We start from the raw sequence: 26,003 nt of genomic DNA on the forward strand, positions 1-26,003 counted from the left end.
AAACACATGTACGTAATTTATTTGTTTTACCAATCCATTCGTCATGAGATTGAGACAGTAAGTCTATAGGGCTTACTGTCAAGCAACCGCCTCGCGAATAATCCAAATCCGTTGCGCTGGCCCAAGCGAATCGACGGATTGAGTCCACAGTACTAAAGGCTTATCTCCCGTACTAGCAGGCATGGATTGCGCAAACAGCGCCACAGCAAAAGCGTATTTTTTCCGCAGTGCTTGTAGAGTATTTAACACTCTCGCTGCATCCGGTTGATTATCTTTCAGTACGAGCTCGTTACCACGGTATATCACCGCAACGGGTTGGCCTTTAAGTGACTGTTTCACAACGGTTTCAAGTCGCCTCCACCTTGCTTGTCTGCCACGCTGTAATTCTGCTTGAGTCGGATTTTGCTGAAACTTAATGCGGTTATGGGATGAAAATACCCTGGATAAAATATTATTGCCGGGTTTTTGCTGCAAAAAGTAGGTGCATAACGAATCAACCAAAGAACGATAACGGCCCGAAATAGCAGGGCTAGTCCCTGGACGATTGTTAATAAAAATAGCGAAAGCCAACGTATGTGCATTAGCCGTGTACAAATAACCGGAAAGGCTAACCACGCCCGTCATAGTCCCCGTTTTCGCTCGTACCATATCTTGCTGATTAGGTTTTTTAAATCGCCGTTGCAGCGTACCGTCTCGTCCTGAAACAGGTAAAGCAGCAATGTACTCATACGCTAAAGGGAATCGCTCGTATAAAAAGCGGAGTAAACTCGCTGTTTGGTTGGGTGTTAATAAATCATGTCGAGATAATCCTGAGCCATCGGTCAACACCGCATTGCCGAGTTCAATACCTGTTTGTTGTTGAATGAATTTTTTTATAATGAATTGTGCTTCACTCCAATCAACTGGCGCCCCATTTAATTTTTCAGCGGCATGCAAAAACAGACTATCGGCGTATAGATTATCAGAAGGTTTTAATGTATCTGCCATTAATTGGGAAATGGGTTTAGAAGTTTCGCTAGCGATGAGTAACGAGCCTGAAGGTGCTTTACCGAGTAGCACATCCCCCTCGAATGCGATATTGGCTTCACTGAGCTGTCGCTTTATCAAACCTTGAGCATAAGTGAGGGGATTACGAATCGCCATCTTCTGCATGACGGCCCATTGCCCTACTCCCACACAACCACGCACCGTTAAATGGTTATCTTTGTCCATGGAAAAATCCACACCACAATGGGCTGAAGTGGCTTTGGTCTTCACCTGATTATTGATTAGAATGCTTCCACTGGCATCATCTGTCTCAATAATTGCTGGCTCTCCTGGTTTATCTGCAGGATTAACCGTCACCATTAAACGATTCGTATCAATGATTAAGGGTGCTGCGGGTGCGCCATAGCTGTAAACTAAATCGGTCGTCATCCATCCCGGTGGATAAGGATTTGCAACGGCATGGCTACTGTCGATATAAACGTTCCCTTGAATTCGGTTAATGTGCCAAGCTTTTAATCCAGCAATCAACGAGGCCAGCCGCTCATGACTAAAGGAAGGATCACCCGAAAGGTGGAGGTATAATGAGCCTTTCAGAATACCTTGCTGCAGTTGTGACGCATTGGTACTGAGTTGATTCCTAAAACGGTAATCAGGCCCTAAAACCATAAGCGCCGCAGCATCCGAAAAGAGCTTCATGTTAGATGCGGGAATGAACGTACGTGCCTGATTACGACTATAAAGTATTGCCCCAGTAGTCACATCAACTACCTCAATACCGATATTCATTGTGGGATCAATTGCATTAATTAATCGATCTGCACCACTCTGAATACTGGCATACGGAGATGCCGACAAAAAAGCGCACAACAATCCCGATAACATCCTTTTTATCAATTTAGATTCCTTGGTTAAAAAAGGTTAATAAAGAAATTCGGTCAATCTGTGCTTGCATCATGCAGGCGCACAAAGGTATAAAGCTCAAGCAACATAGAGCTAAGCTTGATTGTCTAATCATAACGCAAGCCCATTCTCTCCAAAAGCCCTGCTAAGGTGTCATTATCAAAAAATTTTACTTGTAACCAACCGCCATTACCATGGTCATTAATGATCTGAACTGGTGCACCGATTTGCTCAGCAAGCTGTGTTTGCAGGCGTTCAATATCACGATCCTTACGTGAATTAGCAAGCGGTTGTTCATGAGTTTTAAGCGCTCTCACCTTTTTTTCAAGCTGTCTTACTGACCAATCATTCATTTCAATTTGTTCAGCAAATCCGATTTGCTGGGCCACAGGCAATCCAACGAGCATTCTTGCATGCCCTAGTGAAAGTTGACCAGCCCTTAGTCGCTGTTGCACAGGTTCACAAAGAGTGAGTAAGCGTAAAATATTAGCAATATGGCTACGTGATTTACCCACTAAAATGGCTATTTCATCTTGTTGAAAATGAAATTCTTGGAGCAAGCGACGGTAACCGTATGCTTCCTCAATCAAATTCAAATCCTGTCGCTGAATATTTTCAATTAAAGTAACTGCCGCTGCTTGGCTATCGCTGTAGTCACCAATTAAACAGGGTAGCTCGATTATCCCCGCAAGCATCGCTGCACGCCAACGTCGCTCACCCGCGATGATTTCATAACGCGCTTTAGCGAGCTCCCTAACGACTAATGGCTCGATTAAACCTTGAGTTGCAATGGATTGCGCTAATTCTTGCAAGCCTTTCTCTTCAAAATTCATTCGTGGCTGATATTGCCCAGGCTGTAAGCATTCAATGGGAATGAGTTTAAATTGAGTTTTCATAACAACGGAGGAGAAAAAAAGGTTATTGTTTCATATGCGCTTCTGGATAGGCAAATAAAACTTATCTATTAGCAGGCAAACGCCTCTAATTTTTGCACACAAATACCTCTCTTTCTGGTCTGCTTCCAGCGCAAAAGCGGCAAACGTAGACTTTTAGGTTTTATAGTACTATTGAGGCGTTTATCCTGTATCTATTAAGCTGCGGGCGCTGCTGAATGTTGCAAATCGTATTGCTCCTCTTTCACAGGCTTGCTTTCACGAGCAAAAAGGCTAAACGTCGATTTACCAATGCCTGTTGTCATTTGACGCTGAACTTCCGCTCTTAACAAACGATTTTGTTCCATTAACTCGTTTGCTTCAGTTTTAATGTAGCTGTCACCTGAAGCTAAAATTTTAATGATGTACTGAGCCGCTTTCTTAATCTCGGATACTTTTCCACTTTCAACGTAATCTTGGCTTAGTGTGAGCATGGCATTAGTAAGGCCTTGATCAACAGAAGCTTTCATCCAGGTCAAATAAGGATCAGAATTTTTGGGGTAAAGTTGAGCCAATTGGTATTGCGCCATGCGATTCCCATTCATTGCCAATGCCTTCACTTGTTTCATCAAAGCTAAAGCTTCTGACTTGGCATAATAGCTATCAGGATCGGCAGCGACCGCTTTGGCTAAATGGGCTAATTCATTAATTGAAATGGGTGATGACATCGTTTTATGGTTTAAATACTGAGTAGAGTTCCACGATATCTGAATAAAATTAACTCAATATTAAGGAATAACAGGTTTACGCAATTTTTACACTTTGTCATAAACTGCCCATCCTAAATGAAATAACATGTGTGCGATTATGGCTGCTAATAAGCCATACTGCCAAAAAAGCCAACCGAAAAGAATCGCTTGCCAAAGGCTTAACAAAATCATCGCGTAGATAAAACGGCGGCTTGGTAGACAACCTGCAGCTAAATAAGCGGGAAGTTGCCCAAACGCGAAGAATAACCCACTCAGAAAAATTGAGCCCCAAATGACGAGAGGGGTATTGCGACCAGAAAAAAGGATTGAGAAAAAAGCGATCACGTTCATCAATCCCCACCGTGCTAGCACTTCCTCGACAACCCCTCCGTAAAGAATACACCCATCGAGACGCAGTGCAGCGCGAATCATTCGAATTTTTTGTAAGCTGGCCTCATCCAGAATACTGCCGACGATGCCATAATATAAAATAAAGAAAACAAGCAACCCGCCTAAAGTAAAAAGTAAAACCGGAAGAATGAAATTTTGTAGAGCCTTTAATACAGGTTGTCCAACCAATAAGGCCTCGAGTACAGGGGCATTAAGCCCCGTGCGCAATGACAAAACCGCTCCAGCAAAGCTCATTAAAAAAACCATTAATAACGTTTGTCCAATAGCAATTCGACTGATGCGTGCTTTTAATGCTTCGCTGTTATCGGGTAATAATAAGTGAATAAGGCGTGGAATTGCGATAAGCGTTCCAGGAAGTGAAAGAAAAAACAATACGGTAATCAGTGGCCAATTGATTTGCATGGGTTATCAAAATCCTCTTCACAATTGTCATCCCCCACTCTGCGCAGGATGACATGTCTCCATTTTACTGGGAACTCTTAGCTAACTTATGCAATACACTATAAAAAAATCCATCGCCATTTGCTTCAGTAGGAAAAATCTGCCATCCATAACCCGTAGACCGACCCCATGGCTTATTGTCTGCTCTAAACTGACAATCGGGCTGACTGACAACAAAACGTGCAATCTGCTGCTCATTTTCTTCTTTCATTACTGAGCAAGTGGCATACACCAGTAATCCACCGGGCGCTACTAAAGCCCATAGAGATTGCAATAAATGGAATTGCAAATCAACTACTTTGCTTATCTCCTCTTCGGTACGCAATAACTTAATATCAGGGTGACGCCTAATCACCCCTGTCGCCGAACAGGGTGCATCGAGCAGAATGCGATCAAAAGGTTTACCGTCCCACCAAGCCTCGGGTTGAAGGGCATCACCTTGCAGCAAATTCGCTTTTAAACCTAAACGAGAAAGATTTTCAGTCACTCGGAGTAGCCGTTTTTTATCCACATCAAGCGCCACGCATTCCGCCAATTGAGGTTCCTTTTCTAAAATGTGGCACGTCTTTCCTCCCGGAGCGCAACAAGCGTCCAGTACACGAAGGCCGGGTTGCAAATCCAAAAGTCCTGCGGCTAATTGGGCAGATTCATCCTGCACGGAGATATCCCCGTCTGCAAACCCTGGTAACTGCTGTACATTGCAAGGTGTTTCTAGCGTTAACCCTTCTGCACAATAAGGGTGCGGCTTCGCTTTTATATTACATTGCGCTAATCGCTCTAAATATTGGTTCCTGTGAATGCGTCGTTGATTGACTCGCAAGCTCATGGGCGGATGACTATCATTAGCCTTAAGTATATCTTGCCAATCCTCCGTCCATTCGGCCTTTAATCGCCGCACAAACCAGTCAGGGTGTCCATAAATAAATGCTTTATTGGTTTGTAAACCCGCCAAGAGTGTTGTCTGTTCTCGACAGAACGTACGTAAAACTGCATTGACTAAACCTTTAGCCCAGCTTTTTTTTAATTGTTCAAGCAAAGCCACTGTTTCTTTTACCACCGCATAATCGGGCTTTTGCAGGTAGTGCAATTGGTACAGCCCCATGAGCAACACAATCCAAACATCCAGCGCCTTTGGTCGCTTAGTCATTATGCAATCTGCCAATGCTTGCAACCGGTAATAATGCCGACAAACCCCAAAACAAATTTCTTTTGTTAAAGGAGATAGATCATTTGCGGCACTTAATAATTGCGACAAGGGCATCTTTTCTTGCACTAATTTTAATAAGATGCCCAGCGCCTGTAAGCGCTCATTTTTTTTCATTGCAAAACCAAATTGACATGAAGCTGTGAACGCCCCGCATTCAACCATTCAGCGACAGTCATGGCTTTGGCGCCTGGAAATTGGATTATCTCGATCATTAGGGCTTGCTCAGCTGTCGCTACTAGCATTCCTTTTTTATCCAAAGCGAGAATTGTTCCTGGCACAGCATTGTGCGCCATCGGCGCAACCTGTGCTCGATGCACCCGTAATACTGTTTCGTCCACTTTTGTGTATGCGATAGGCCAAGGATTAAATGCTCGAATTTGCCGATTGATTTCCACAGCCGTTTTTTGCCAATTAATTGCTGCATCTTCTTTTTTAATTTTTGCGGCGTAAGTAGCCAACTGATTATCTTGCGGCTCAGGCCTTGCTGTTCCTGCTGCTAAGGCGTCAATTGTGTTTAATAACGGAGCGACTGTTAAACGGGCTAATTTATCATGCAAGCTTCCCGCTGTGTCTTGCGAGGAAATCGGACAACTCACTTCGGCCAATTTATCGCCTGTATCCATTCCCACGTCCATTTGCATGACAGTGATCCCCGTCTCTTGATCCCCATGCAGTATGGCTTGCTGAATAGGCGACGCGCCGCGCCAACGCGGCAGTAAAGAAGCGTGCACATTGATACAACCTAAGCGGGGTAAAGATAAAACACTCTTCGGCAAAATAAGCCCATAAGCAATGACCACCATGAGATCTGGTTTTAGCGCATCTAATTCCGCCACCGCCGCTTCACTTTTAAAATTAAGCGGTTGGTAAATAGGCAACTGATGGGCTAATGCCCAATTTTTAGCTGGAGAATGTTGCAGCTTCATTCCTCGTCCTGCAGGGCGATCCGGCTGAGTATACACCGCTAACAATTCATGAGAGGAGACTGCTAAAGCATCGAGGCACGGAAGAGCGAACTCAGGCGTTCCAGCAAAAACAATACGCAATTTATTCATGACTTACGCAAATGGAGGCGTTTGAATTTGTCAAGCTTCCGACGTGCCATTGCCCGTTTCAGAGGCGAAAGTAAATCAACGAATAACTTCCCATTTAGGTGATCGATTTCATGCTGAAAACATTCGCCTAAAACCCCTTCACCGCTCATTTCATATTCCTTGCCAAAACGATCAAGTGCTCGTATGGTTACTTTTTTTGCACGAACGACTTTGTCGTAAGCCCCCGGAACAGATAAACAACCCTCCTCGTATTCAATCTCCCCTTCTGTCGCGATAATTTCGGGATTTATTAATACTAATTGTTCCTTTTTATCACCAACAATATCAATGACTGATAGCCGTAGACTCACTCCTATTTGGGGGGCAGCAAGACCGACTCCTCTGGCGTGATACATGGTATCAAACATGTCATCAATAAGGGTTTGTAATGCATCATCAAATTGTTCAACCGGTTTTGCAATTTGCCGTAATCGTTCATCAGGCAAATAAAGAATTTTACGAATTGCCATACATTATCTTTTTCCAAGTAAATAATGCGTGTTATTATCGCTAATACCTCGCAAAGCTGCAAGACGACAATCTTGCGCATGGATATGGATATGGACAATAACTATTACCTCCTCGCGTTGAATAGAATCCAACGCATTGGCCCAAGAACCATTCGAAAGTTATTAACCCGCTGGCCTGAACTCGAAGAGCTATTTCGATTAAGCAGTGAACAAATGCAAACAGCCGGATTTACGCCGCAACTCGCAGAATTAATTACCCAGTTTAATTTTGATGAAATTGAGGCAGATTTGCGCTGGCAAGAAGAGTCGAACCATCATTTATTGACTTGGAATGATGTTCAATATCCCGCTTTACTCAAAGAAATTCATGACCCACCACCGGTTTTATACCTAAAAGGGGATTTATCGAGCCTTCAGCAGTCCACTATTGCGATCGTTGGCAGCCGGAAACCTTCAATAACCGGTGCCGAGACGGCTTGGCGCTTTTCTTTCGAATTGGCTTTAAATAAGCTAACCATCATTAGCGGTTTAGCATTAGGGATTGATGCCCAAGCTCATCAAGGTTGCCTAGAAGCCAAGGGGAAAACCATCGCTGTATTAGGAACAGGAATCGATTGCATGTACCCGCGGCAACATGCGCAACTTGCGCAACACATTTGTGATAATGGGTTATTAATTAGTGAATTTCCCCTAAAAACAGCGCCTAGTGCTGGACATTTCCCCCGTAGAAATCGTATAATAAGCGGTTTGGCATTAGCTACGTTGGTTGTCGAAGCGACCATCCGGAGCGGTTCTTTAATTACAGCACGCCTCGCTTTAGAGCAAAATCGCGATGTATTGGCTATACCTGGCTCTATTTACAACCCACAAGTGCGTGGCTGTCATTATCTACTGCAACAGGGAGCAAAATTAGTAACATCAAGTCAAGAGGTGATCGAAGAGCTAGGACTGGATAATCGAGTGATAAATCAAAGTAATACAATAGAATCCCTTGCAAGTGATAATAAAAACCTAGTAAAGTGCATTGGCTTTGAAATTACAACCGTTGATCAAATTGTTAGACGTAGCGGGTTGAGTGTTGAAGAGGTGGCTTGTGGCTTAGCCACACTGGAAATACAGGGTAGCATTAAAGCAGTACCCGGGGGTTACATGAGGTGTTCATATGAAAGATAGCTTGTTTGAAATGTTAATGAGTTTTTTTGAAAGAAGTTTATCTCGATTAAAAGAAAGCAACAATGCTATAAATAACCAAGAAGAACCTGAGCTTTTCGATGCTGCAACTTTAGAGAGACGTACTGTAATTATAAAATCGGCGCAACAGACCGCGATGCGTGTTTTTACCGATGATGAAAAACAGAAATTCACCAAAGCCAGTTATCAATTTTTAATGCGGTTAATGGCTTGGGATATTATCGCACCAGAAACCCTAGAACTCATCATTACTCAGTTGCTGTTCTCCGAATCGCGGTTCGTTAATCTGCAGGAAACCAAATGGACTATTCGCAATACACTTGCTGAAAGTCTTGATGCAGCTCAGTTAGCTTTTCTTGATCTTGTGCTATACCAAAAAGAAGATAAATTGCCATTGCATTAATTGCCACAAAGGAAAAGGTTAATTTCTTATGAGCAGACATTTGGTTGTCGTGGAATCACCCGCGAAAGCTAAAACGATACAGAAGTATTTAGGAGAAGGTTACGATGTTTTGGCCTCTTATGGCCATGTACGCGATCTTCCTCCACGTAAAGGCTCAGTTAATCCTGATAAACAATTTGCAATGACTTATACACCCATCGAGAAGAATGCTCGCCATATTGAGTCGATTGCCAAAGCGTTAAAAAACTCTGATTCACTTTTATTAGCAACTGACCCTGATCGCGAAGGTGAAGCGATTTCTTGGCATGTGTATGAGCTCATGAAAGAGCGTAATTTACTCAAAGATAAAACAGTACACCGTATTTTTTTTAATGAAATCACCAAATCAGCTATCAAAGAAGCGCTTAACAACCCTCGATCTATTTCTATGGATCTCGTGAATGCACAGCAAGCAAGACGGGCTCTGGATTACCTCGTAGGCTTTAATCTTTCACCACTTTTATGGAAAAAAATTCGCAGAGGTCTTTCTGCCGGCCGCGTGCAAAGCCCAGCTTTACGACTTATCGTTGAGCGCGAAGAAGAAATTGAGCGCTTTGTCAGTCAGGAATACTGGCGCATCATTGCTCAATGCGAGCACAACAATACTCCTTTCGAAGCCCGATTGACCTATTTTGAACAAGAGAAATTACAACAATTTTCTGTCACTGACGCAGAGCAGGCTCATCGCATCAGAGATAATTTGATCAAACAGGCGCAAGGTGCCTTACTTGTCAAGAATATTGAAAAGAAGCAGCGAAAGCGTAAGCCTGCAGCGCCCTTTATTACTTCGACGTTACAGCAAGAAGCAGCGCGCAAATTAGGTTTTACTGCACGTAAAACGATGATGGTTGCTCAACAATTGTATGAAGGAATTGATATCGGCTCCAGTGCTGTCGGTTTAATCACCTACATGCGTACCGACTCAGTGAATCTAGCCAATGAGGCCATTGAAGAAATTCGCTCGTATATTCATCAACGTTATGGTGAAAAGAATTGCCCAAAAGAGCCGCGCATTTATAGAACCAAATCAAAAAATGCCCAAGAAGCCCATGAAGCGATTCGTCCTACGTCGATCTTACGCACTCCTGAGCTTGTACAGCAAGCGCTCACAACGGATCAATTTAAGCTCTATAGCCTCATTTGGAAACGAACTATCGCATGCCAAATGGCCGATGCAGAGATGGATACAGTCGCTGTGGATTTAACCTGTGGAGAAGGAAATGTATTTCGTGCCAATGGCTCAACGATTACTTTTCCAGGCTTTCTTGCTGTTTACGAAGAAGGCCGTGATGACTCTCAAGATGAAGAGGGAGCCGGTCTCCTACCTGCCTTTAAAGTGGGTGAAAAGGTAGATTTGCAAGACATCCTGGCCAACCAACATTTTACAGAGCCACCCCCAAGGTACTCCGAAGCCTCTCTTGTTAAAGCGCTTGAAGAGCACGATATTGGTCGTCCTTCCACCTATGCCACGATTATTCATACTTTGCAGCAACGCGAATATGTTATTGTGGATAAAAAGCGCTTCATTCCCACTGATGTAGGACGAATTGTTAATCGTTTTCTCACGGGTCATTTTACACGCTATGTCGATTATAAATTCACCGCTGAACTTGAAGATACATTAGACGCTATTTCTCGCGGAGAAAGAGAATGGGTTCCTGTATTAGATGAATTTTGGCAACCTTTTATCAAGCAAATTCATGACACTGACGAACACGTTCAACGTAAAGATGTAACCACTGAAACACTGGATGAGCAATGCCCCAAATGCGGCAAACCTCTGGCCATTCGTCTTGGAAAACGTGGCCGTTTTATTGGCTGCACAGGCTATCCAGAATGCGACTATACTCAGGATCTTAATAGCAACGACGGTGAAAAAGCAGAACCGGAAGTTGTCGACGGTCGCAATTGCCCTGATTGTGGAGGGTCTTTGCACATTAAAACAGGACGTTATGGACGCTTTATTGGCTGTAGCAATTATCCGCAATGCAAGCACATTGAACCCATCGAAAAACCAGCCGACACAGGAGTGGAATGCCCCAAATGCCACAGTGCTAAAATTCTTAAGCGTAAATCACGCAAAGGGAAAATATTCTACTCTTGCGGTAATTACCCCAAATGTGACTATGCGCTTTGGAATGAACCCATTGATAAACCTTGCCCGCAATGTGCTTGGCCTTTATTGACGGTGAAAGAAACTAAACGGTCAGGTCGTCAAATTATTTGCCCCAATGAAAGTTGTAACTATACTTCAAAGGAAGAAGAGTAGATTCCAGGATAAACATGATGTAGGCTCTTCTCTGATAAGCTAATGTTAAACATTAGAGATCCTTCACTGCGCACAGGTGATAAAAGGAAATTTCGCAATGCACTTACTGTTTGATTTTGATGGTACTTTAGTTGACAGTTTTTATTGCGTTGTCGATAAAATAAATCAATTAGCTGACGTATTTCATTTTAGAAAAATAGAGGAGCATGAAGTTGAGTGTTTACGAGAGATGTCCTCCAGAGAACTTCTCGCTTTCTTAAGGATTCCTTTTTATAAAATACCCATGCTCATTCGACAGATAAGAAAGCTTTTGCATAACGAAATGTCTAAAATAAATCCAGTCGCTAATATTCCTCCTACGCTTGAAAAACTTCATCTTGCCGAATTTTCTCTTGGAATATTAACATCCAATTCAATTGAAAATGTCATCATGTGGCTTGAAACGCACGAAATGGATCACTTATTTAAATTTATTCATAATGAATCCAATTTTATTTCTAAACGCTATTTACTGAAAAAAACTTTAAAAAAATACAATATTGCCAAAGAGGATGTGTTTTACATTTGCGATGAAACACGAGACATAGAAGCTGCGATGAAAAATAACATAAGATCAGTGGCTGTTACTTGGGGCTATCATTCCGAAAAAATCCTAACTAAATATCAGCCTACTTTTGTTGCTCAGAAGCCTGAGGATTTATTAATGATCTGTGGTTTATAAAAGTATATGCCGGCTCATCGCAGTGAGTAATATTAACTCTTTTTTTCTTGACGTTAATAGGCGTGTTTAATCTGAAGAAGGAGAGATTTCTTTTTTTTTGAGTGGGAACAGATGGGAACGAAAAAATGCTGTTTTGTTTGTGTTTTTTAATGTGGACAAATGCTTAACAAAGCTCTGCATTGCCTCCTGAGAGGTGATATATAAAACGCGATCTTCTCCTTCCTGGTGGCAATTAAACGTAGAATAGCAATGATCTGGTATACTAATTTTTTTTAATAAATTAACAATTACAGTCAGATTTCCATAACAGGCACAAATTACACTGGAATTATGGCGTCTTTCATCACTCCAAATCGCATAAAATTTATTAATTACAAAGATATCCACTAAGGTATCAGGATTCTCATAGTTATAAATGGTTTTATCATCGATGTTGAGATCGCCATCCTCAAAACGCTCAAAGACCAAAAATTTATGACCAAACAATTCAAATAGCGTCCTCTCAATTTGAATTTTTCTCATCATCTGACTCTCAAACTTTTAAAACATAACCAGTTTATAAAAATGACATAGAAAATGAAAGAAATTAAAAATGGTAAATTTATAAATAAATAATTACTTGAATTTTATAATCAACTTCTTGAATTTACTTAAAATCTTTTTAATGAAAAACAATTGAGCACTAAGATTTAATATAACCAAATAAACTTCATATTAAAAAAATATTGATGAATTTTCTTGCAAAAAACACTCATTTTTGAAAATAAAACAATGCTTTTTTTGTTAAGCACTTAGCAAAATATTGAACTTTACTCTCTCAGAGCAAAACTCTTTACCTACCTGCATAAAATCTTTACCTACCTGCATAAAAAGACTTAATGTGCCTAATGACTTGTACTAGATCTTCTCGAGACACATTAAGATGGGTGACACATCTCACTTTTCCTGCTTTATTGGGTTGCTTCGCAAATAATACACCTCGTTCACACAAATAAGCACGTAACTCCGAATAATCTCCCTTCACTTGGATGAAAAAAATATTCGTTTGTAAGGCAGCGAGATCCACTTCTATTTCATCGCATTCCGCTAAAGCTCTAGCAAAAAAATCTGCATTTTCATGATCCTCACGCAAGCGTTCAACATGATGCTGTAAGGCATAAATGCCTGCAGCAGCTAAAATGCCTGCTTGACGCATTCCACCGCCAAGCACTTTACGCCAACGCCGTGCTTTCTTAATCAACTCCTCTGAACCGCAAAGAACAGAGCCTATGGGAGCTCCTAATCCTTTGGATAAACAAATGGAAATGGAATCAAAATGATTACTAATTTCTTCAAGGTGAACACCCAATTTAACGGCTGCGTTAAATACTCTTGCTCCATCCAGATGACTATGAAGCTCATTCTCTTGGCAAAAAATTTTCATTTCTCTTAGGTAACTAAGCGGCAAAACTTTACCGGCCGTTGTATTTTCTAAACAGAGCAATTTTGTTCGTGGGTGGTGGCTGTCAATTGGTTTAATGGCCAGAGCAACTTTCTCTAGCGGTAAACTGCCATCAGGGGCGAAATCCAAAGGTTGAGGTTGGATACTACCTAAAACAGCAGCGCCTCCTCCTTCCCACATGAAGGTGTGTGCCGTTTGGCCGACAATGTACTCGTCGCCACGTTCACAATGAGCCATCAGTGCCATGAGATTGGATTGGGTACCTGATGGGGCAAATACTGCTGCTTCCATGCCCGCTCTATCCGCTAACATTGTCTCAAGCTCAATAACAGTCATATCTTCGCCATAAACATCATCACCCACGTCAGCATTCATCATCACGGCAAGCATTTCTTGGCTTGGTCTAGTCACTGTGTCACTGCGTAAATCAATTAATTTCATTATCCTCACCTCACGTTGCTAAAAAAGAATAACAATCAGCATATATATTTCTCATTTCTGCCATTTTCTCCTTTATTAATACAATTATTGCAAAAGTGCGGTTTGCTTCTTCAAGCCAATTTTGGCGCAGGCAGTGACTATACCAAAGAAGCCAACTATGGAAGCTTAAGAACCATAATTGAGCATCCATTTCAGGTAATTTTCTAGCCCATTGTCCATAGCCCATAAGTGTGGCGCGAAAATTGTCCGCTTGGAAATTGCAATGCGCTAATCCAGCACAATTTTCTGCTAATCCTATTAATTCAACCGCTGGATGAATAAGTCCCGTGCTTTCCCAATCAAGCAAGTGAGGTCTTTCTGTATCGCGCCAAATAATGTTTGCAGCATGGATATCTCGATGACTAAGAACCCATTGGTCAGCTTGATAATAAAAATTTTCATTGCATTTCCGAATTAGCTCAGTTAACCACTTGGGAAAATCCTTATTGTCAAATAAACTGATGGGTGGAAATGGTTCCCCATATCCGCTAGGCCATTTGAGAAGATGTAATTGAGCCAAAACACTGCCTAATACAAAAGATTGCCTTTCTGTGAGCATGGTGAGCAGTTGTCCTTCGCAATAAGGAATAATAATCGCTTTTGTGTCTCCCACCATAAAAACGGTTTGATTATCATATTGGTAGGCTGCGAAAGTAATCCCTAATTGCTTCGCAACTATTGAAGCTACCGATTCAGTGAGCTCAAGCCCTGCTCTCTCTACCTTACCAAGCCAATTTGTTGGATAGAATTTTTTACACACCCATTTACTGCGATCTTTGAGCTCAACTAAATCGAGATGATGTTGGCTACCTTTTCCAAGGGCAGATACTGATAAAATCTCTTGCTCAAGGAAAACACTTGCCCAATGCCCATTATTCATGCATTAACTGTTCAATGTAGCGTCTACAAGTCAGCGGCTTATCGAGAAAACCAATCATATGGCGTGTTCCGCCGGTGCCTGTTATTACCAAAGTACCATAACGCAAAATGCTACCTAACACAGATTGTCTAATATCAATGGTTTCAATTTTAGATAATGGAATATCAATGGTATTTCTAACAAGCATTCCTGTACGCAAAATAACCTGTTTCTTTTTAATGGTGAGCGAAGAAAAATGATAATTAATCCAGGTTAATCCCCCCCACACGATGGCAAACACTAGGAATAAAAGTGCGCCTTCTTTGAGTTGGTGGATGAGTATACCAACTATCATCGCAAAACAGGCAAGTGCAACTGGCCCCAAAAACAGAATCCAATGAAGTTTTGCTGTATATACCACATTGCTATCTGTCATAGTTATCCTCTTGTTGAAAACCATTTTGCTTTGTTAGGCTCTTGACGAATGAATTTTAGGTTTTTGGAGGTATGAGGCGCGTGTAAATGTAGAGTAATAGTCAGGCTATTGCAAGTTTAAACGTTTCTCAAACGCCAAAAGCAAGAGCATAAAAACTTAAATTTCATTCATAAAGGCCATATGATATTGCAGATACCAGAAATTTGCTATGCTATGCTTTTGTTGCTTCTAAATTGCTTATTATGGTTCGCTCAATTAATCGCTGTCTCAATGACCAACTTCGCGGAATATGCCAAAGAATCATACAATTGGATGAACTAAACCACAAAATCAAAGCGCTTTTGTCTTCCCCTTTGCGAGATAATTGTCAAGTCGGTTCATTTAATAAAGGGTGTTTGCTTCTAACAACGTCAAACACCTGGGCTACAGAACTCCGCTATTCTCTTCCCGATTTGCGAGATAAATTAAGAAAGGCCGGTTTATATCAACTGACTGCCATTAAAATTGCAATCATCGATAATGATCAAAGCATTGCTTGCGAGAAAGACAAGAAAATTTTACTTTCTTCTTCAGCTAAAGATAGCATTCGAACCGCTAGCGAACTTTGCTCCTATCCACCACTTAAAGCAGCGCTTTATCATTTAGCGGATGAAAAACGATAGCGGAAATTCTTTATTTTTAATTACAGGATATACAACTAGGCCTCAACAGGAAGTAGATCTGCGGCAACGGTAGGTTGATAGGTTTCAGCATCAAAATAAGTATATTCCCAAGCCTCTTCACGGACCATAAGTTCGCGCAGTAACCGATTATTAAGTTCATGGCCTGATTTATATCCTTCGAAAGCTCCGATTAGCCCACAGCCTAAAAGATATATATCACCAATTGCATCAAGCACCTTGTGGGTGACAAACTCACTCTCAAAGCGCAAGCCGTCTTCATTCAAAACGCGGTAATCATCGACAACGATAGCATTATCCAAACTTCCTCCTTTGGCAAGCTCACATTCGCGCAATTTTTCGTAGTCGGATAAAAAACCAAAGGTTCTTGCTCGACACACTTCTTTAACGTAGGAAGTGGTAGAAAAATCGAAAGTTGCCGTTTGAGGTTTATCGTTGAAAACGGGGTGATCGAAATCGATAGTAAATGACACTCTGCAACCATTATAGGGCAAAAACTGCACGTATTTCCCATTATCTTCTATACGAATAGGTTTTAAGATACGAAGAAAACGCTTCGCAGCACTTTGCTCTCGAATTCCGGCAGATTGGATAAGAAATACAAAAGGAGCAGCACTTCCATCCATAATAGGAAGTTCAGGACCATTCACATCGACATAGGCGTTATCGATTCCAAGCCCTGCAAAGGCTGAAAGCAAATGCTCTACAGTAGCTACTTTCACACCGTCTCGCTGAAGCGAGGTGCAAAGCATTGTATCCCCAACCTGATCATAGAGGGCAGGGATCTCAACCACAGGTTTTAAATCAGTACGTCTAAAAACGATACCTGTATTAATGGGAGCAGGATGCAAAGTAAGAAGAACTTTTTCTCCAGAGTGTAAACCAACCCCTGTTGCTTGAATGACTTTCTTAGGAGTTCTTTGTTTTATCATTCAGTGATCACCTTTTCAGATATCCCATATTTTAAGCGCAATAAACCGCCGAATCATAACAGCAATTTATTGATCTGTCTAATTTTTCATACCCACTTAAGAACGGTTTATAACCGTTTTTAAGTTTACTCTACTTGTTCTTCTTGTCGCCGCAAGAAAGCTGGGATATCCAGATAATCAACATCGGGAACCGAAAATTCGTTGGTTGATTTTGCTGGTGCAGCAGCTTGTTTACGCATTACAGCTGGCCTATCAAGTTGCTGATAATCAAGAGAGCCATCGCTACGTGTTGAATCCACTAGGCGAGTTTTAGCTATTCCCGCTTGCTGTTGACCGCGAGTACGTGTGTCACCTAAGCCAGTAACTATCACAGTAACCCGCATTTCATCGGTCATCTCTGGGTCAATAACTGTACCAACAACGACCGTTGCATCATCAGAAATAAACTCTTTTACTACATCACCTACTTCTTCAAATTCGCCGATAGACATATCCAGGCCTGCAGTAATATTGACTAGTATACCGCGAGCGCCAGAGAAATTAACGTCCTCTAACAAAGGTGAGGCAATCGCCGCTTCTGCAGCCTGCCGTGCTCTTTGTTCGCCCGAGGCAGTTCCTGTTCCCATCATAGCCATACCCATTTCAGACATTACGGTACGAACATCGGCAAAGTCAACATTAATCAAACCAGGACGAGTAATCAAATCGGCTATACCCTTCACCGCACCTAAGAGTACATTATTTGCTGCTTTGAACGCATTAAGCAAGCTGATATTTTTGCCCAAAACACTCAACAATTTATTATTAGGAATAGTAATCAAAGAATCGACATGTTCTGCTAAACGGCGAATTCCTTCTTCTGCTGCTAAAGCCCGCTGTCTGCCTTCGAAAGAAAAGGGCTTGGTGACCACTGCAACAGTAAGAATTCCTAATTCTTTTGCCACTTCGGCAAAAACAGGCGCTGCTCCTGTACCGGTACCACCGCCCATACCAGCAGTAATAAAGACCATGTCTGCGCCAACGAGCACATCTCTTATTCGTTCTCGATCTTCTTCTGCTGCTTCACGACCGATCTTTGGATTCGCCCCAGCGCCTAACCCTTTGGTCAACTCCTCTCCCAATTGGATATGGATTTTCGCATTCGAATTTTTCAGTGCTTGAGCGTCTGTATTGGCGCAAATAAATTCAACGAAGTCGATTTTTTCCGCCACCATATGTTCAACAGCATTTCCACCGCCACCACCAACGCCCACAACCTTAATCACGGCGTTGTCTTGCTGGCTTTCCGTTAATTCAAACATTTAGACCTCTCCCCACTAAAATTCTGCGATTAGGATATACCCTTTATGAATGTGTTTAAGGGTATACAACTAGAAATTACCGTGAAACCATTCTCTCATACGTTTCCACATCCCTTTGCTATTATCGCTCAAGCTTGGAACATTATAACCACCTTCATACTGTTGTTGAAAGCCATGGAGCAACAAACCTACTCCTGTGGCTAATGAAGGGTTCGCTGTCGCTTCGACTAAGCCTGAAACATGATGCGCACAGCCTTGACGCACAGGCATTTCAAAACTCAGCTCAGCTAATTCAATAGCACCTTTAATACAGGAGCCGCCTCCAGTGATGACCATACCTGCTGCGACCCGTTGTTCAAAACCACTGCGTCTTAATTCATTACGCACTAAGGAAAATAGCTCTTCGTAACGAGCGGAAACCACCTCTGAAAGCACTTTTGCTGAAATTTTACGCCCAGGTCTTTCGCTCACACTTAATACTTCAAGCATGTCATTTGAGCTGGCTAATTCAGGCATGGCGAATGCGTGGCTAATTTTTATAGCTTCTGCAGCATTAGTCGGAGTGCGTAACGCCATAGCAATGTCGTTAGTCACTTGATCGCCGGCGATTGGAATTATCGCTGTGTGTTGAATAGCGCCTTCAGAGAAAACAGCAATATCCGTGGTGCCACCACCAATGTCGATTAAACAAACGCCGAGCTCTTTTTCATCTTCCGTTAGCACCGCATGACTAGAAGCAAGCGGCTCAAGAATGATATCGCTAACCTCCAAACCACAGCGACGAATGCATTTAGCAATATTCTGTGCAGCGCTTACGGCCGCGGTGACAATATGAACTCGCGCTTCTAATCGTACACCCGCCATACCCACAGGTTCTCGGATACTGCCTTGATTATCAATGATAAATTCTTGCGGTAAAATATGAAGGATTCTTTGATCGGCTGGAATGGCCACTGCCTTCGCCGCGTCAATGACTCGATCGACGTCTCCTTGAGATACCTCAAGATCACGAATTGCGACTATGCCATGGGAATTTAAACTCCGAATATGGCTACCCGCAATCCCTGTATAAACAGTGCGAACCTCACATCCAGCTTTAAGCTCGGCTTCTTGTACAGCTCGCTGAATGGTATTGACTGTTGCTTCAATATCGACAACTACACCACGTTTTAATCCACGAGAAGGGTGACTTCCTATACCGATAATCTCTATTGTTCCGTCTGCAGTCACCTCTCCAATAAGCGCGACGACTTTAGAAGTGCCTATATCTAAACCGGTGATGATATTTTTTTCTGATTTTTTTGCCATTATCTTCCCGTTCAGTAACTTTTTATCAAGCGTTACCTTGTTTATTTTTCCATTGTACCGCCATACCTCGCGGATACCGTAAATCAACACTTGCTAATTGATCGGCTCGTTCCGCAAACACGGCAGGATATGCCTTGCAAAACCGTGTTATTCGTGTATCCAAATCGCGTTTTCCTAAGCGTAACCGCAAACCATTTGCTAAGGTAAGCTCCCAGGCATGATTATCACGCCATTCTAACGCAGCTGCATGCAAACCATAGACTGATAATATCTTACTCATTTTTTTATAAACTTGTAAGACTTCTTTCTGTTGATTAGTAGGACCATTTAAATGAGGAAGTGAGGAATCAGTTAAGGCGCCGCCTTCATTAAAAATTTCACCCTTCTCAGTCATCATTGCATGATTCCAAGTTGCGACAGGAATCTTCTCAACCAGTGTAATTTTTAGAGTATCTGGCCAAACACGCTCAATTTGAACATTGTTAGTCCAATCCAAAGCAGCTAACTCAGCGTATAATCGATGCACCGATAAAGTGAAAAAACTTGACCTTAAGTGGTCTGCCAAAATCGATTCAAGTTGTTTATGAGTAATGTGCTGATAGCTTGCTACAATTTTGACTGTGTTTATCGGGAATCGATGAGGGTCAGCAATGTACAAATAGAGAAGCCGTGCGGCTAAAACAAATGCCGCAGCCACTAATATCATCAAAAAACTCGCATAACGTAGGCGCCCAGTCTCAGCATCCATCCATTCTTTTCCCTATGTATTCATGCACAGAAACACTTCATGAAAGACATGTCATTCACTGATAACTAGTCACCAATTGTTGCCGGCAACGATGATGCGTCATTGCCAAATTGACTAATTCATCCAAAAGTTCTGAATACTTTAAACCACTCGCTTGCCATAGTTTCGGATACATGCTAATCGAAGTAAAGCCGGGTAATGTATTGATTTCATTAAAATAAATAACCCCTTCTTGCTCATTCACAAAAAAGTCAACCCGTGCCATTCCTTTGCATTTCAAGCGCGTAAAAATTTCAGCAGCAATGTCTTGCAATTGTTTCGTTGTTTTTTCATCCAGTTTCGCTGGAACATGCAATTCGGTCTGATGACTTTCTAAGTATTTTGCTGTGTACGAGTAAAATCCATCCGCATGGTTGACACAAATTTCACCTGCGATACTGACTCGTGGTGGTGTTGAAGGCACTTTACTTTCCAGTACGGCCAATTCAATCTCTCTTCCTGGAATATACTCTTCGACTAAGATAGTCTCATCATAACGCAATGCATCTTCAATAGCCCTAGAAAGTCCTTCCATATTTTTAACCTTGTGGGTGCCGACGCTGGAGCCTAATGAGCAAGGTTTAACAAACAATGGCCAACCTAATTCCATAGCCACTTGCTGGCAAAATTGCTGCCTTTCTTGGACAGAACTATGCCAAGATAATACACGATAACGGGCTGAGCGTATTCCATCACTGCATGCAATGCGCCGAGCAATGTCTTTATCCATCCCGATCGCAGACGATAAAACATCGCAACCCACATACGCAATACCGGCTAATTCCAGTAGACCTTGTAGACAACCATCTTCATAGAGTGGTCCGTGCACAATGGGAAAAACAATATCAGCATCCACGGCGAAGCGTCCGCCAACCAATAAACTTGGCAAGGGCCGAGAGTGCGGAGTCATCACCGGTAAACTTTCCTTGTAAGCTAAGAGTTCTTGGTAATCATTTTGATAAAATCGTCCCTCTTTATCCATTCCGATAGGAATAATCGTGTATTTATTGGCATCCAAATGCGTTAATACGGAGGCTGCAGAAATTAATGAAATTTCATGTTCACCCGATTTGCCACCGTAGAGCAGCGCTAGATTTATTTTTGACATTAACGATCTCCAATGATGTGCACTTCACGAATTAATTCAATATCCGTCAATTTATGCACTGTATCACGCACTAACTCGATAAGTGACTCAATATCACTCGCCGAAGCGTTACCCTGTTGATTAATTATAAAATTAGCATGCTTTGTCGAAACAATAGCCCCACCCAGTTGCTTTCCTTTCAGTCCACATGATTCAATAAGGCGAGCGGCAAAATTGCCCGGCGGATTTCTAAATACAGAGCCGCAATTGTATTCATTGGTCGGCTGAGTGTTAGCACGATGCGCCAATAGCTCTTTAATTAACTGGAGAGATTTCTCTTTCTCTCCTTTCGTTAACCGACAAGTCGCAGCAACAAACCACTCATCTTGTAATCCAGCAACATGCCGATAAGCGATTTCGAACTCTTCTGGCCTACGTACGCGTATTTCACCCTCGCGAGTCATTGTTTTGACTTCCACAATCGTTTGCCAGGTTTCCCCACCAAAACAGCCAGCATTCATGCGCAACGCCCCACCCATCGTACCTGGAATACCCGCCCAGAACTCCCCTCCAGCAAGATTAGCACGGGCACAGAAGCGAGCCATTGTTGCACAGGAAACGCCTGCTTCAACATGAACTAAGTCATCACCCATGAGACTGATTTCTTTTAAACATCCTTGCGTTAATATCACTGTTCCAGCAAATCCACTATCGCGGATAAGGGAATTAGAACCCAAACCTAGCCATAATAACGGCTCGTCTTTAGGAAGCTGTTTTATGAACATGGCCAAATCAGCAACGCCTGCAGGCTTATACAGTTTTTTAGCCTGCCCACCTACACGCCAAGTGGTATAATCTGCTAAAGGCTCATTGAAGAGCAGCTGTCCTTGATGTAAATCTGAACTCCTTTTGATTTCGTCTGACGTTTTCACGCTGATTCTCTCACTGTTTGCATTAGATTAAGTGCCATTTGCCCAATACTGCCAGCGCCCTGCATGAGAATCACATTGCCATCCTGGATTAATTCATTCAGTGCCTGCAATAAATTTTGAGCTGTAACTAATCGCGCATTAGGACGCCTTTGATTAATTTCTTGCAACAGCGATTCACTGGTTAGGCCCGGAATAGCTTGCTCCCCAGCTGAATAAATATCTAGCAGAAGCAGTTCATCAGCTAGACTTAATGCATTGACAAATTGAGAAAACAACGATTGCGTTCGACTATAGCGATGAGGCTGAAAAACATGAACTAAGCGCTTATCAGGCCAAACGCGGCGAAAAGCATCAATGGTTGTCATAATTTCTTGCGGATGATGCCCATAATCATCAATGATAATGGCTGACCCGTGCTCAAAACGTCGCTCGCCGAGCATTTGGAAGCGTCTGCCCACCCCTTGGAATTTAAATAAACTGTTTATAATCGCTTCGTCACTAACCCCTAGCTCAGTAGCAATTGCAATAGCCGCTAGAGCATTGAGTACATTATGACGCCCTGGCCAATTGAATTTTATCGTTAACATGGCGTGAGGTGCTGGACGTTGCACTTTAAATTCACTTAATAAACCCTTTTGCGTCCAATCAAGAGCGCGATAATGCGCCTCTTCACGGAATCCATAGGTTCGAATAGGTCGTTGTACCGAGGGTAAAATACGACGAACCTCTTCATCCTCGATACAAAGAACCGCTAACCCATAAAAGGGTAAATGATGTAGGAACTCAATAAAAGTATTACGCAATTTATCAAAATTATCGTCGTAGGTGCCCATGTGATCGGCATCAATGTTGGTCACTACTGCCATCATGGGTTTCAGGAATAAAAAGGAAGCATCGCTTTCATCCGCTTCAGCAACAAAATAAGCTGATTTACCTAATTGAGCATTAGAGCCGCAACTATTAAGCTTTCCACCAATCACAAAACTGGGATCAAGGCCACCTTCAGCTAAAATGCTGCTCACTAAACTGGTTGTGGTTGTTTTTCCATGCGTACCGGCAATGGCAATACCCTGACGAAAACGCATTAATTCAGCCAGCATGGCAGCTCGAGGAATCACAGGGATTGCTTGTTCTTGTGCTGCCCTTATTTCAGGATTATCTGCTTCTACTGCTGTTGATTTCACGACAACATCGGCACCCGTTATATTGTCAACCTGGTGACCAATGTATACTTGAATGCCTAAGGACTGCAATCGCTGTACAGTGCGACTTTCACTCAAATCAGAGCCGGTAATACGGTAACCTTGATTATGTAACACTTCCGCGATACCACACATACCAGCACCGCCAATACCAACAAAATGAATCTGTTCTACTCGCCCCATCCTTGGTGACAAGAACTGTTCTATGTTGTTCACAACGTTCCCCTTTCTCGTTTCCATAAAAAAGTAGTAGCATCTTTCGTACCTACTTTTTTATGATTTATGCTGTCGGCGTCCTCAGTCCTAGAGCCTGCCAACGGTTTTCATGATCAATGCGGAGCAGAAGAGCAATGACCACACAATTAACGACCATACTAGCGCCGCCGTAACTTAACATGGGTAAGGTCAAGCCCTTTGTGGGTAAAAGACCTGAATTAACCCCCATATTGATAGCTGCCTGCAATCCTAGCCAGAATGTCAAACCATAGGCGGTAAAAGCGGCAAATAATCGTTCTTGGCTATGAGCATTAAAACCAATCATTAAGCCTCTTATCACCAGTATACTATACAAAATTATGACAAGAGAAACGCCAAGCAGCCCTAGCTCTTCTGCGAGTACAGCAAATAGAAAATCAGTATGGGCCTCAGGCAAATAGAATAATTTCTGCACACTCTCACCCAACCCTACCCCTAACCACCCCCCACGGCCAAATGCGATGAGTGATTGAGTCAGTTGGTACCCTGAATTAAATTGGTCAGCCCAAGGGTTAAGAAATGCCGTTAAGCGAGCGACTCGATAGGGAGAAGATAATGCAAGCATGACAAGACAACAGATGACCGTAATCACTAACCCAATGTAATAACGTAATTTAACTCCAGCCAGAAACAGCATCGACATAATTGTTCCTGTTATAACGACCGTGGCGCCAAAATCGGGCTCTAATAACAGCAAAACGGCAATTAATCCTAAAATAATCATTGGCCTTATAAACCCCAAAATGCTTTGCTGGACGCTCGCCTGCTGACGCACTAAATACCCGGCGACGTAAAAAATCATGGTCATTTTAGCCAATTCGGACACTTGAATTCCTATAGGACCAAAAGCCAACCAACGTCTGCTACCGTTTACTGAACGGCCAATGCCAGGAATCAAAACGATGAGTAACATCAATAAACACACGAGCAGTAAGGGCTTACTTATCTTTTCCCATACAGAACTATCCACCCGCATCACAACGATTGCTGCTAAAAAACCGGCAAATAGATAACAGAATTGCCGAATTAAAAAATGAAAAGGCTGGTGGTAGTATTTCGTTGAGATCATGATCGAGCTTGAAGCAACCATCATTAACCCAATAATCAGTAAGCCCAATACAGCACCCATTAGCCATTTATCGTAAAGCGCAATGGGCTTATTACTGGGTTTACCGCGTTGATTAAAATGACGAGGCTGCATTGTGCTCACAGTTTAGCCACCAAGTTAGCAAAAGACTCTCCTCGATGATTAAAATCGCGGAACATATCAAAACTCGCGCAAGCAGGTGATAATAAAACCACATCGCCTGGAATCGCTTGTGATTTGGCAAGAGTTACTGCACCTTCAAGTGAAGAAGCACGCAGCACGGGCACAACATTCGCTAAGGCCGCTTGAATTTTATCGGCATCCTCGCCGATTAAAACCACTGAGCGAACGTAATCAGCGACTGGACTGCGCAACTCCGTAAAATCTGCCCCTTTACCAATCCCACCAGCGATTAAGACTACTTTTCCGTGCATGGCACTACCAATTCCAGAAATAGCCGAAATTGCAGCACCAATGTTTGTCCCTTTAGAATCATTAATCCAGTCCACACCGTCTATGTTTCTTACCCACTGACAACGATGGGGTAAGCCTGAAAACGTTTCGAGCACTTTAACCATAAATTCCGCGTTTATGCCAGCAGATGTCGCTAAAGCGCAAGCCGCGAGAGCATTTTGCCAATTATGCTTCCCTTTAAGACGCAATTGCTCTACAGACAATAAGCGCTTCTTGCCGTGGGCAAGATAGAGCTTACCTTGATGCTCGACTATGCCCCATTGCCCTTCCGCTGGGGCATCCAGCCCATAACTGATGGCCTTGGCAGTCTTGTTTTGAGGATAGGTGGCTTTATCTTCGCGATTATATAAAAGAAACTCCGCTCGATGATAAATACGTTGTTTTGCCTTAATGTAAGCGTCTAAAGTATGATGCCTATCAAGGTGATCGGGTGAAATATTAAGAATCGTCGCAGCAATTGGTTTGAGCGAATGCGTTAAGTCCAATTGAAAGCTCGATAACTCCAATACCCATAAATCGTAATGGTTACCGTCATCTAACAAATCAAGGACAGGGAATCCAATATTTCCTGCGACAGCTGCCGTCAAACCTGCGGCTTTCGCCATTTCACCCACTAGCGTTGTCACCGTCGACTTCCCATTAGTACCGGTAATTGCAATGACTGGGGCTTGTATTTCGTGTGCCAAGCACTCGATATCTCCATACACAGGAATATTTAGCTGAAAAGCCCGTTGCAGAAAAGGTTCATCCAGAGGAACACCAGGGCTGGTAATGATACCCGCTAGTTGCTCATAAAGGGTCGTAGGAAATGCGCCTAAAAACACATCCACACCAGGAAATTCGCTAGTAAACTCAGATAAGCCAGCAACTTCACGTCGCGTATCAAATACCACAAAAGGTTTATTGCGTCGACGCAAGTAACCTGCGATAGATTGACCTGTTTTTCCTAAACCTGCGACTAAGTAGAGTGGTTGGTTCATGATTCGCA

Annotated in this window: 25 protein-coding genes; 5 read left to right on the forward strand and 20 right to left on the reverse strand. The window is 42.6% G+C overall.

Going from position 1 to position 26,003, the window contains the following annotated elements:
- Window positions 1-78: 78 nt before the first annotated feature.
- The 7 genes from dacB to def all read right to left on the reverse strand — a co-directional run bounded on the left by dacB (window position 79) and on the right by def (window position 7,131).
- Window positions 79-1,878 carry a D-alanyl-D-alanine carboxypeptidase/D-alanyl-D-alanine endopeptidase gene (gene dacB / locus B5D33_RS09605; protein WP_058451953.1) on the reverse strand — a complete coding sequence of 600 codons (1,800 nt, stop codon included), beginning with the start codon at window positions 1,876-1,878 and terminating at the stop codon, window positions 79-81.
- Between the two features lie 116 nt (window positions 1,879-1,994).
- A complete protein-coding gene (locus B5D33_RS09610; RefSeq protein WP_058451843.1) occupies window positions 1,995-2,783 on the reverse strand; it encodes a ParB/RepB/Spo0J family partition protein in 789 nt (262 codons plus the stop codon).
- 194 nt (window positions 2,784-2,977) lie between these two features.
- Window positions 2,978-3,487 (reverse strand): hypothetical protein, encoded by a 510-nt coding sequence (locus tag B5D33_RS09615; protein ID WP_058451844.1) that lies wholly within the window; start codon window positions 3,485-3,487, stop codon window positions 2,978-2,980.
- An 87-nt stretch (window positions 3,488-3,574) separates the two neighbouring features.
- A complete protein-coding gene (locus B5D33_RS09620; protein ID WP_058451845.1) occupies window positions 3,575-4,321 on the reverse strand; it encodes a CPBP family intramembrane metalloprotease in 747 nt (248 codons plus the stop codon).
- A gap of 64 nt (window positions 4,322-4,385) precedes the next feature.
- Window positions 4,386-5,681: a 16S rRNA (cytosine(967)-C(5))-methyltransferase RsmB gene (gene rsmB, locus B5D33_RS09625; protein WP_058451846.1), complete on the reverse strand. Its 1,296-nt coding sequence runs from the start codon at window positions 5,679-5,681 to the stop codon at window positions 4,386-4,388.
- The gene (gene fmt / locus B5D33_RS09630) at window positions 5,678-6,622 is read right to left on the reverse strand and encodes a methionyl-tRNA formyltransferase (protein WP_058451847.1); all 945 of its coding nucleotides are present in this window, start codon (window positions 6,620-6,622) and stop codon (window positions 5,678-5,680) included. The genes rsmB and fmt overlap by 4 nt, the downstream gene beginning before the upstream one ends.
- Window positions 6,619-7,131, reverse strand: a complete 513-nt coding sequence (def, locus tag B5D33_RS09635) for a peptide deformylase (protein ID WP_058451848.1) — start codon at window positions 7,129-7,131, stop codon at window positions 6,619-6,621. Before def ends, fmt begins: the two co-directional genes overlap by 4 nt.
- A 90-nt stretch (window positions 7,132-7,221) precedes the next feature.
- Here def and dprA point away from each other — a divergent pair, with 90 nt between their 5' ends.
- The 4 genes from dprA (at window position 7,222) to B5D33_RS09655 (ending at window position 11,754) form a co-directional block, all read left to right on the forward strand.
- A complete protein-coding gene (gene dprA, locus B5D33_RS09640; RefSeq protein WP_058451849.1) occupies window positions 7,222-8,304 on the forward strand; it encodes a DNA-processing protein DprA in 1,083 nt (360 codons plus the stop codon).
- Entirely contained in the window at window positions 8,294-8,725 is a 432-nt protein-coding gene (locus B5D33_RS09645; RefSeq protein ID WP_058451850.1) for a DUF494 family protein, read from the forward strand. Before dprA ends, B5D33_RS09645 begins: the two co-directional genes overlap by 11 nt.
- Before the next feature lie 28 nt (window positions 8,726-8,753).
- Window positions 8,754-11,033 (forward strand): type I DNA topoisomerase, encoded by a 2,280-nt coding sequence (topA, locus tag B5D33_RS09650; RefSeq protein ID WP_058451851.1) that lies wholly within the window; start codon window positions 8,754-8,756, stop codon window positions 11,031-11,033.
- A gap of 97 nt (window positions 11,034-11,130) precedes the next feature.
- Window positions 11,131-11,754, forward strand: a complete 624-nt coding sequence (locus tag B5D33_RS09655; protein ID WP_058451852.1) for an HAD hydrolase-like protein — start codon at window positions 11,131-11,133, stop codon at window positions 11,752-11,754.
- Window positions 11,755-11,820: 66 nt separating this feature from the next.
- Here B5D33_RS09655 and B5D33_RS09660 read toward each other — a convergent pair whose 3' ends face one another.
- From B5D33_RS09660 to B5D33_RS09675, 4 genes are all read right to left on the reverse strand, one after another.
- Window positions 11,821-12,279, reverse strand: coding sequence for a hypothetical protein (locus B5D33_RS09660; RefSeq protein ID WP_058451853.1), 459 nt, complete (start codon window positions 12,277-12,279; stop codon window positions 11,821-11,823).
- Window positions 12,280-12,607: 328 nt separating this feature from the next.
- Window positions 12,608-13,636 (reverse strand): low-specificity L-threonine aldolase, encoded by a 1,029-nt coding sequence (gene ltaE / locus B5D33_RS09665; protein ID WP_058451854.1) that lies wholly within the window; start codon window positions 13,634-13,636, stop codon window positions 12,608-12,610.
- A gap of 10 nt (window positions 13,637-13,646) precedes the next feature.
- On the reverse strand, window positions 13,647-14,555 hold the full coding sequence (locus B5D33_RS09670) for a phosphotransferase family protein (protein ID WP_058451855.1): 909 nt from the start codon (window positions 14,553-14,555) through the stop codon (window positions 13,647-13,649).
- On the reverse strand, window positions 14,548-14,970 hold the full coding sequence (locus B5D33_RS09675) for a PH domain-containing protein (protein WP_058451856.1): 423 nt from the start codon (window positions 14,968-14,970) through the stop codon (window positions 14,548-14,550). The genes B5D33_RS09670 and B5D33_RS09675 overlap by 8 nt, the downstream gene beginning before the upstream one ends.
- Window positions 14,971-15,212: 242 nt before the next feature.
- On the opposite strand from B5D33_RS09675, the gene B5D33_RS09680 reads away from it, so the two are divergent.
- Complete coding sequence (locus B5D33_RS09680) at window positions 15,213-15,632, forward strand: DciA family protein (RefSeq protein ID WP_058451954.1); 420 nt, start codon at window positions 15,213-15,215, stop codon at window positions 15,630-15,632.
- 35 nt (window positions 15,633-15,667) lie between these two features.
- Here the strand turns inward: B5D33_RS09680 and lpxC are convergent, their stop codons facing one another.
- From lpxC to murD, 9 genes are all read right to left on the reverse strand, one after another.
- Entirely contained in the window at window positions 15,668-16,582 is a 915-nt protein-coding gene (gene lpxC / locus B5D33_RS09685; protein ID WP_058451857.1) for a UDP-3-O-acyl-N-acetylglucosamine deacetylase, read from the reverse strand.
- 125 nt (window positions 16,583-16,707) lie between these two features.
- On the reverse strand, window positions 16,708-17,883 hold the full coding sequence (gene ftsZ / locus B5D33_RS09690) for a cell division protein FtsZ (protein ID WP_058451858.1): 1,176 nt from the start codon (window positions 17,881-17,883) through the stop codon (window positions 16,708-16,710).
- 69 nt (window positions 17,884-17,952) lie between these two features.
- Window positions 17,953-19,191 carry a cell division protein FtsA gene (gene ftsA, locus B5D33_RS09695; protein ID WP_058451859.1) on the reverse strand — a complete coding sequence of 413 codons (1,239 nt, stop codon included), beginning with the start codon at window positions 19,189-19,191 and terminating at the stop codon, window positions 17,953-17,955.
- 25 nt (window positions 19,192-19,216) lie between these two features.
- Complete coding sequence (locus B5D33_RS09700; protein ID WP_058451860.1) at window positions 19,217-19,939, reverse strand: cell division protein FtsQ/DivIB; 723 nt, start codon at window positions 19,937-19,939, stop codon at window positions 19,217-19,219.
- A 55-nt stretch (window positions 19,940-19,994) separates the two neighbouring features.
- Entirely contained in the window at window positions 19,995-21,086 is a 1,092-nt protein-coding gene (locus B5D33_RS09705; protein ID WP_058451861.1) for a D-alanine--D-alanine ligase family protein, read from the reverse strand.
- Entirely contained in the window at window positions 21,086-21,997 is a 912-nt protein-coding gene (gene murB / locus B5D33_RS09710; protein WP_058451862.1) for a UDP-N-acetylmuramate dehydrogenase, read from the reverse strand. The genes B5D33_RS09705 and murB overlap by 1 nt, the downstream gene beginning before the upstream one ends.
- Entirely contained in the window at window positions 21,994-23,415 is a 1,422-nt protein-coding gene (gene murC, locus B5D33_RS09715; RefSeq protein WP_058451863.1) for a UDP-N-acetylmuramate--L-alanine ligase, read from the reverse strand. The genes murB and murC overlap by 4 nt, the downstream gene beginning before the upstream one ends.
- Window positions 23,416-23,479: 64 nt before the next feature.
- On the reverse strand, window positions 23,480-24,655 hold the full coding sequence (gene ftsW / locus B5D33_RS09720) for a putative lipid II flippase FtsW (RefSeq protein WP_058451955.1): 1,176 nt from the start codon (window positions 24,653-24,655) through the stop codon (window positions 23,480-23,482).
- Between the two features lie 5 nt (window positions 24,656-24,660).
- Window positions 24,661-25,995: a UDP-N-acetylmuramoyl-L-alanine--D-glutamate ligase gene (gene murD / locus B5D33_RS09725; RefSeq protein WP_058451864.1), complete on the reverse strand. Its 1,335-nt coding sequence runs from the start codon at window positions 25,993-25,995 to the stop codon at window positions 24,661-24,663.
- Window positions 25,996-26,003 lie beyond the last annotated feature (8 nt).

The organism is Legionella maceachernii (genome assembly GCF_900167045.1).
Lineage (GTDB): Bacteria > Pseudomonadota > Gammaproteobacteria > Legionellales > Legionellaceae > Tatlockia > Tatlockia maceachernii.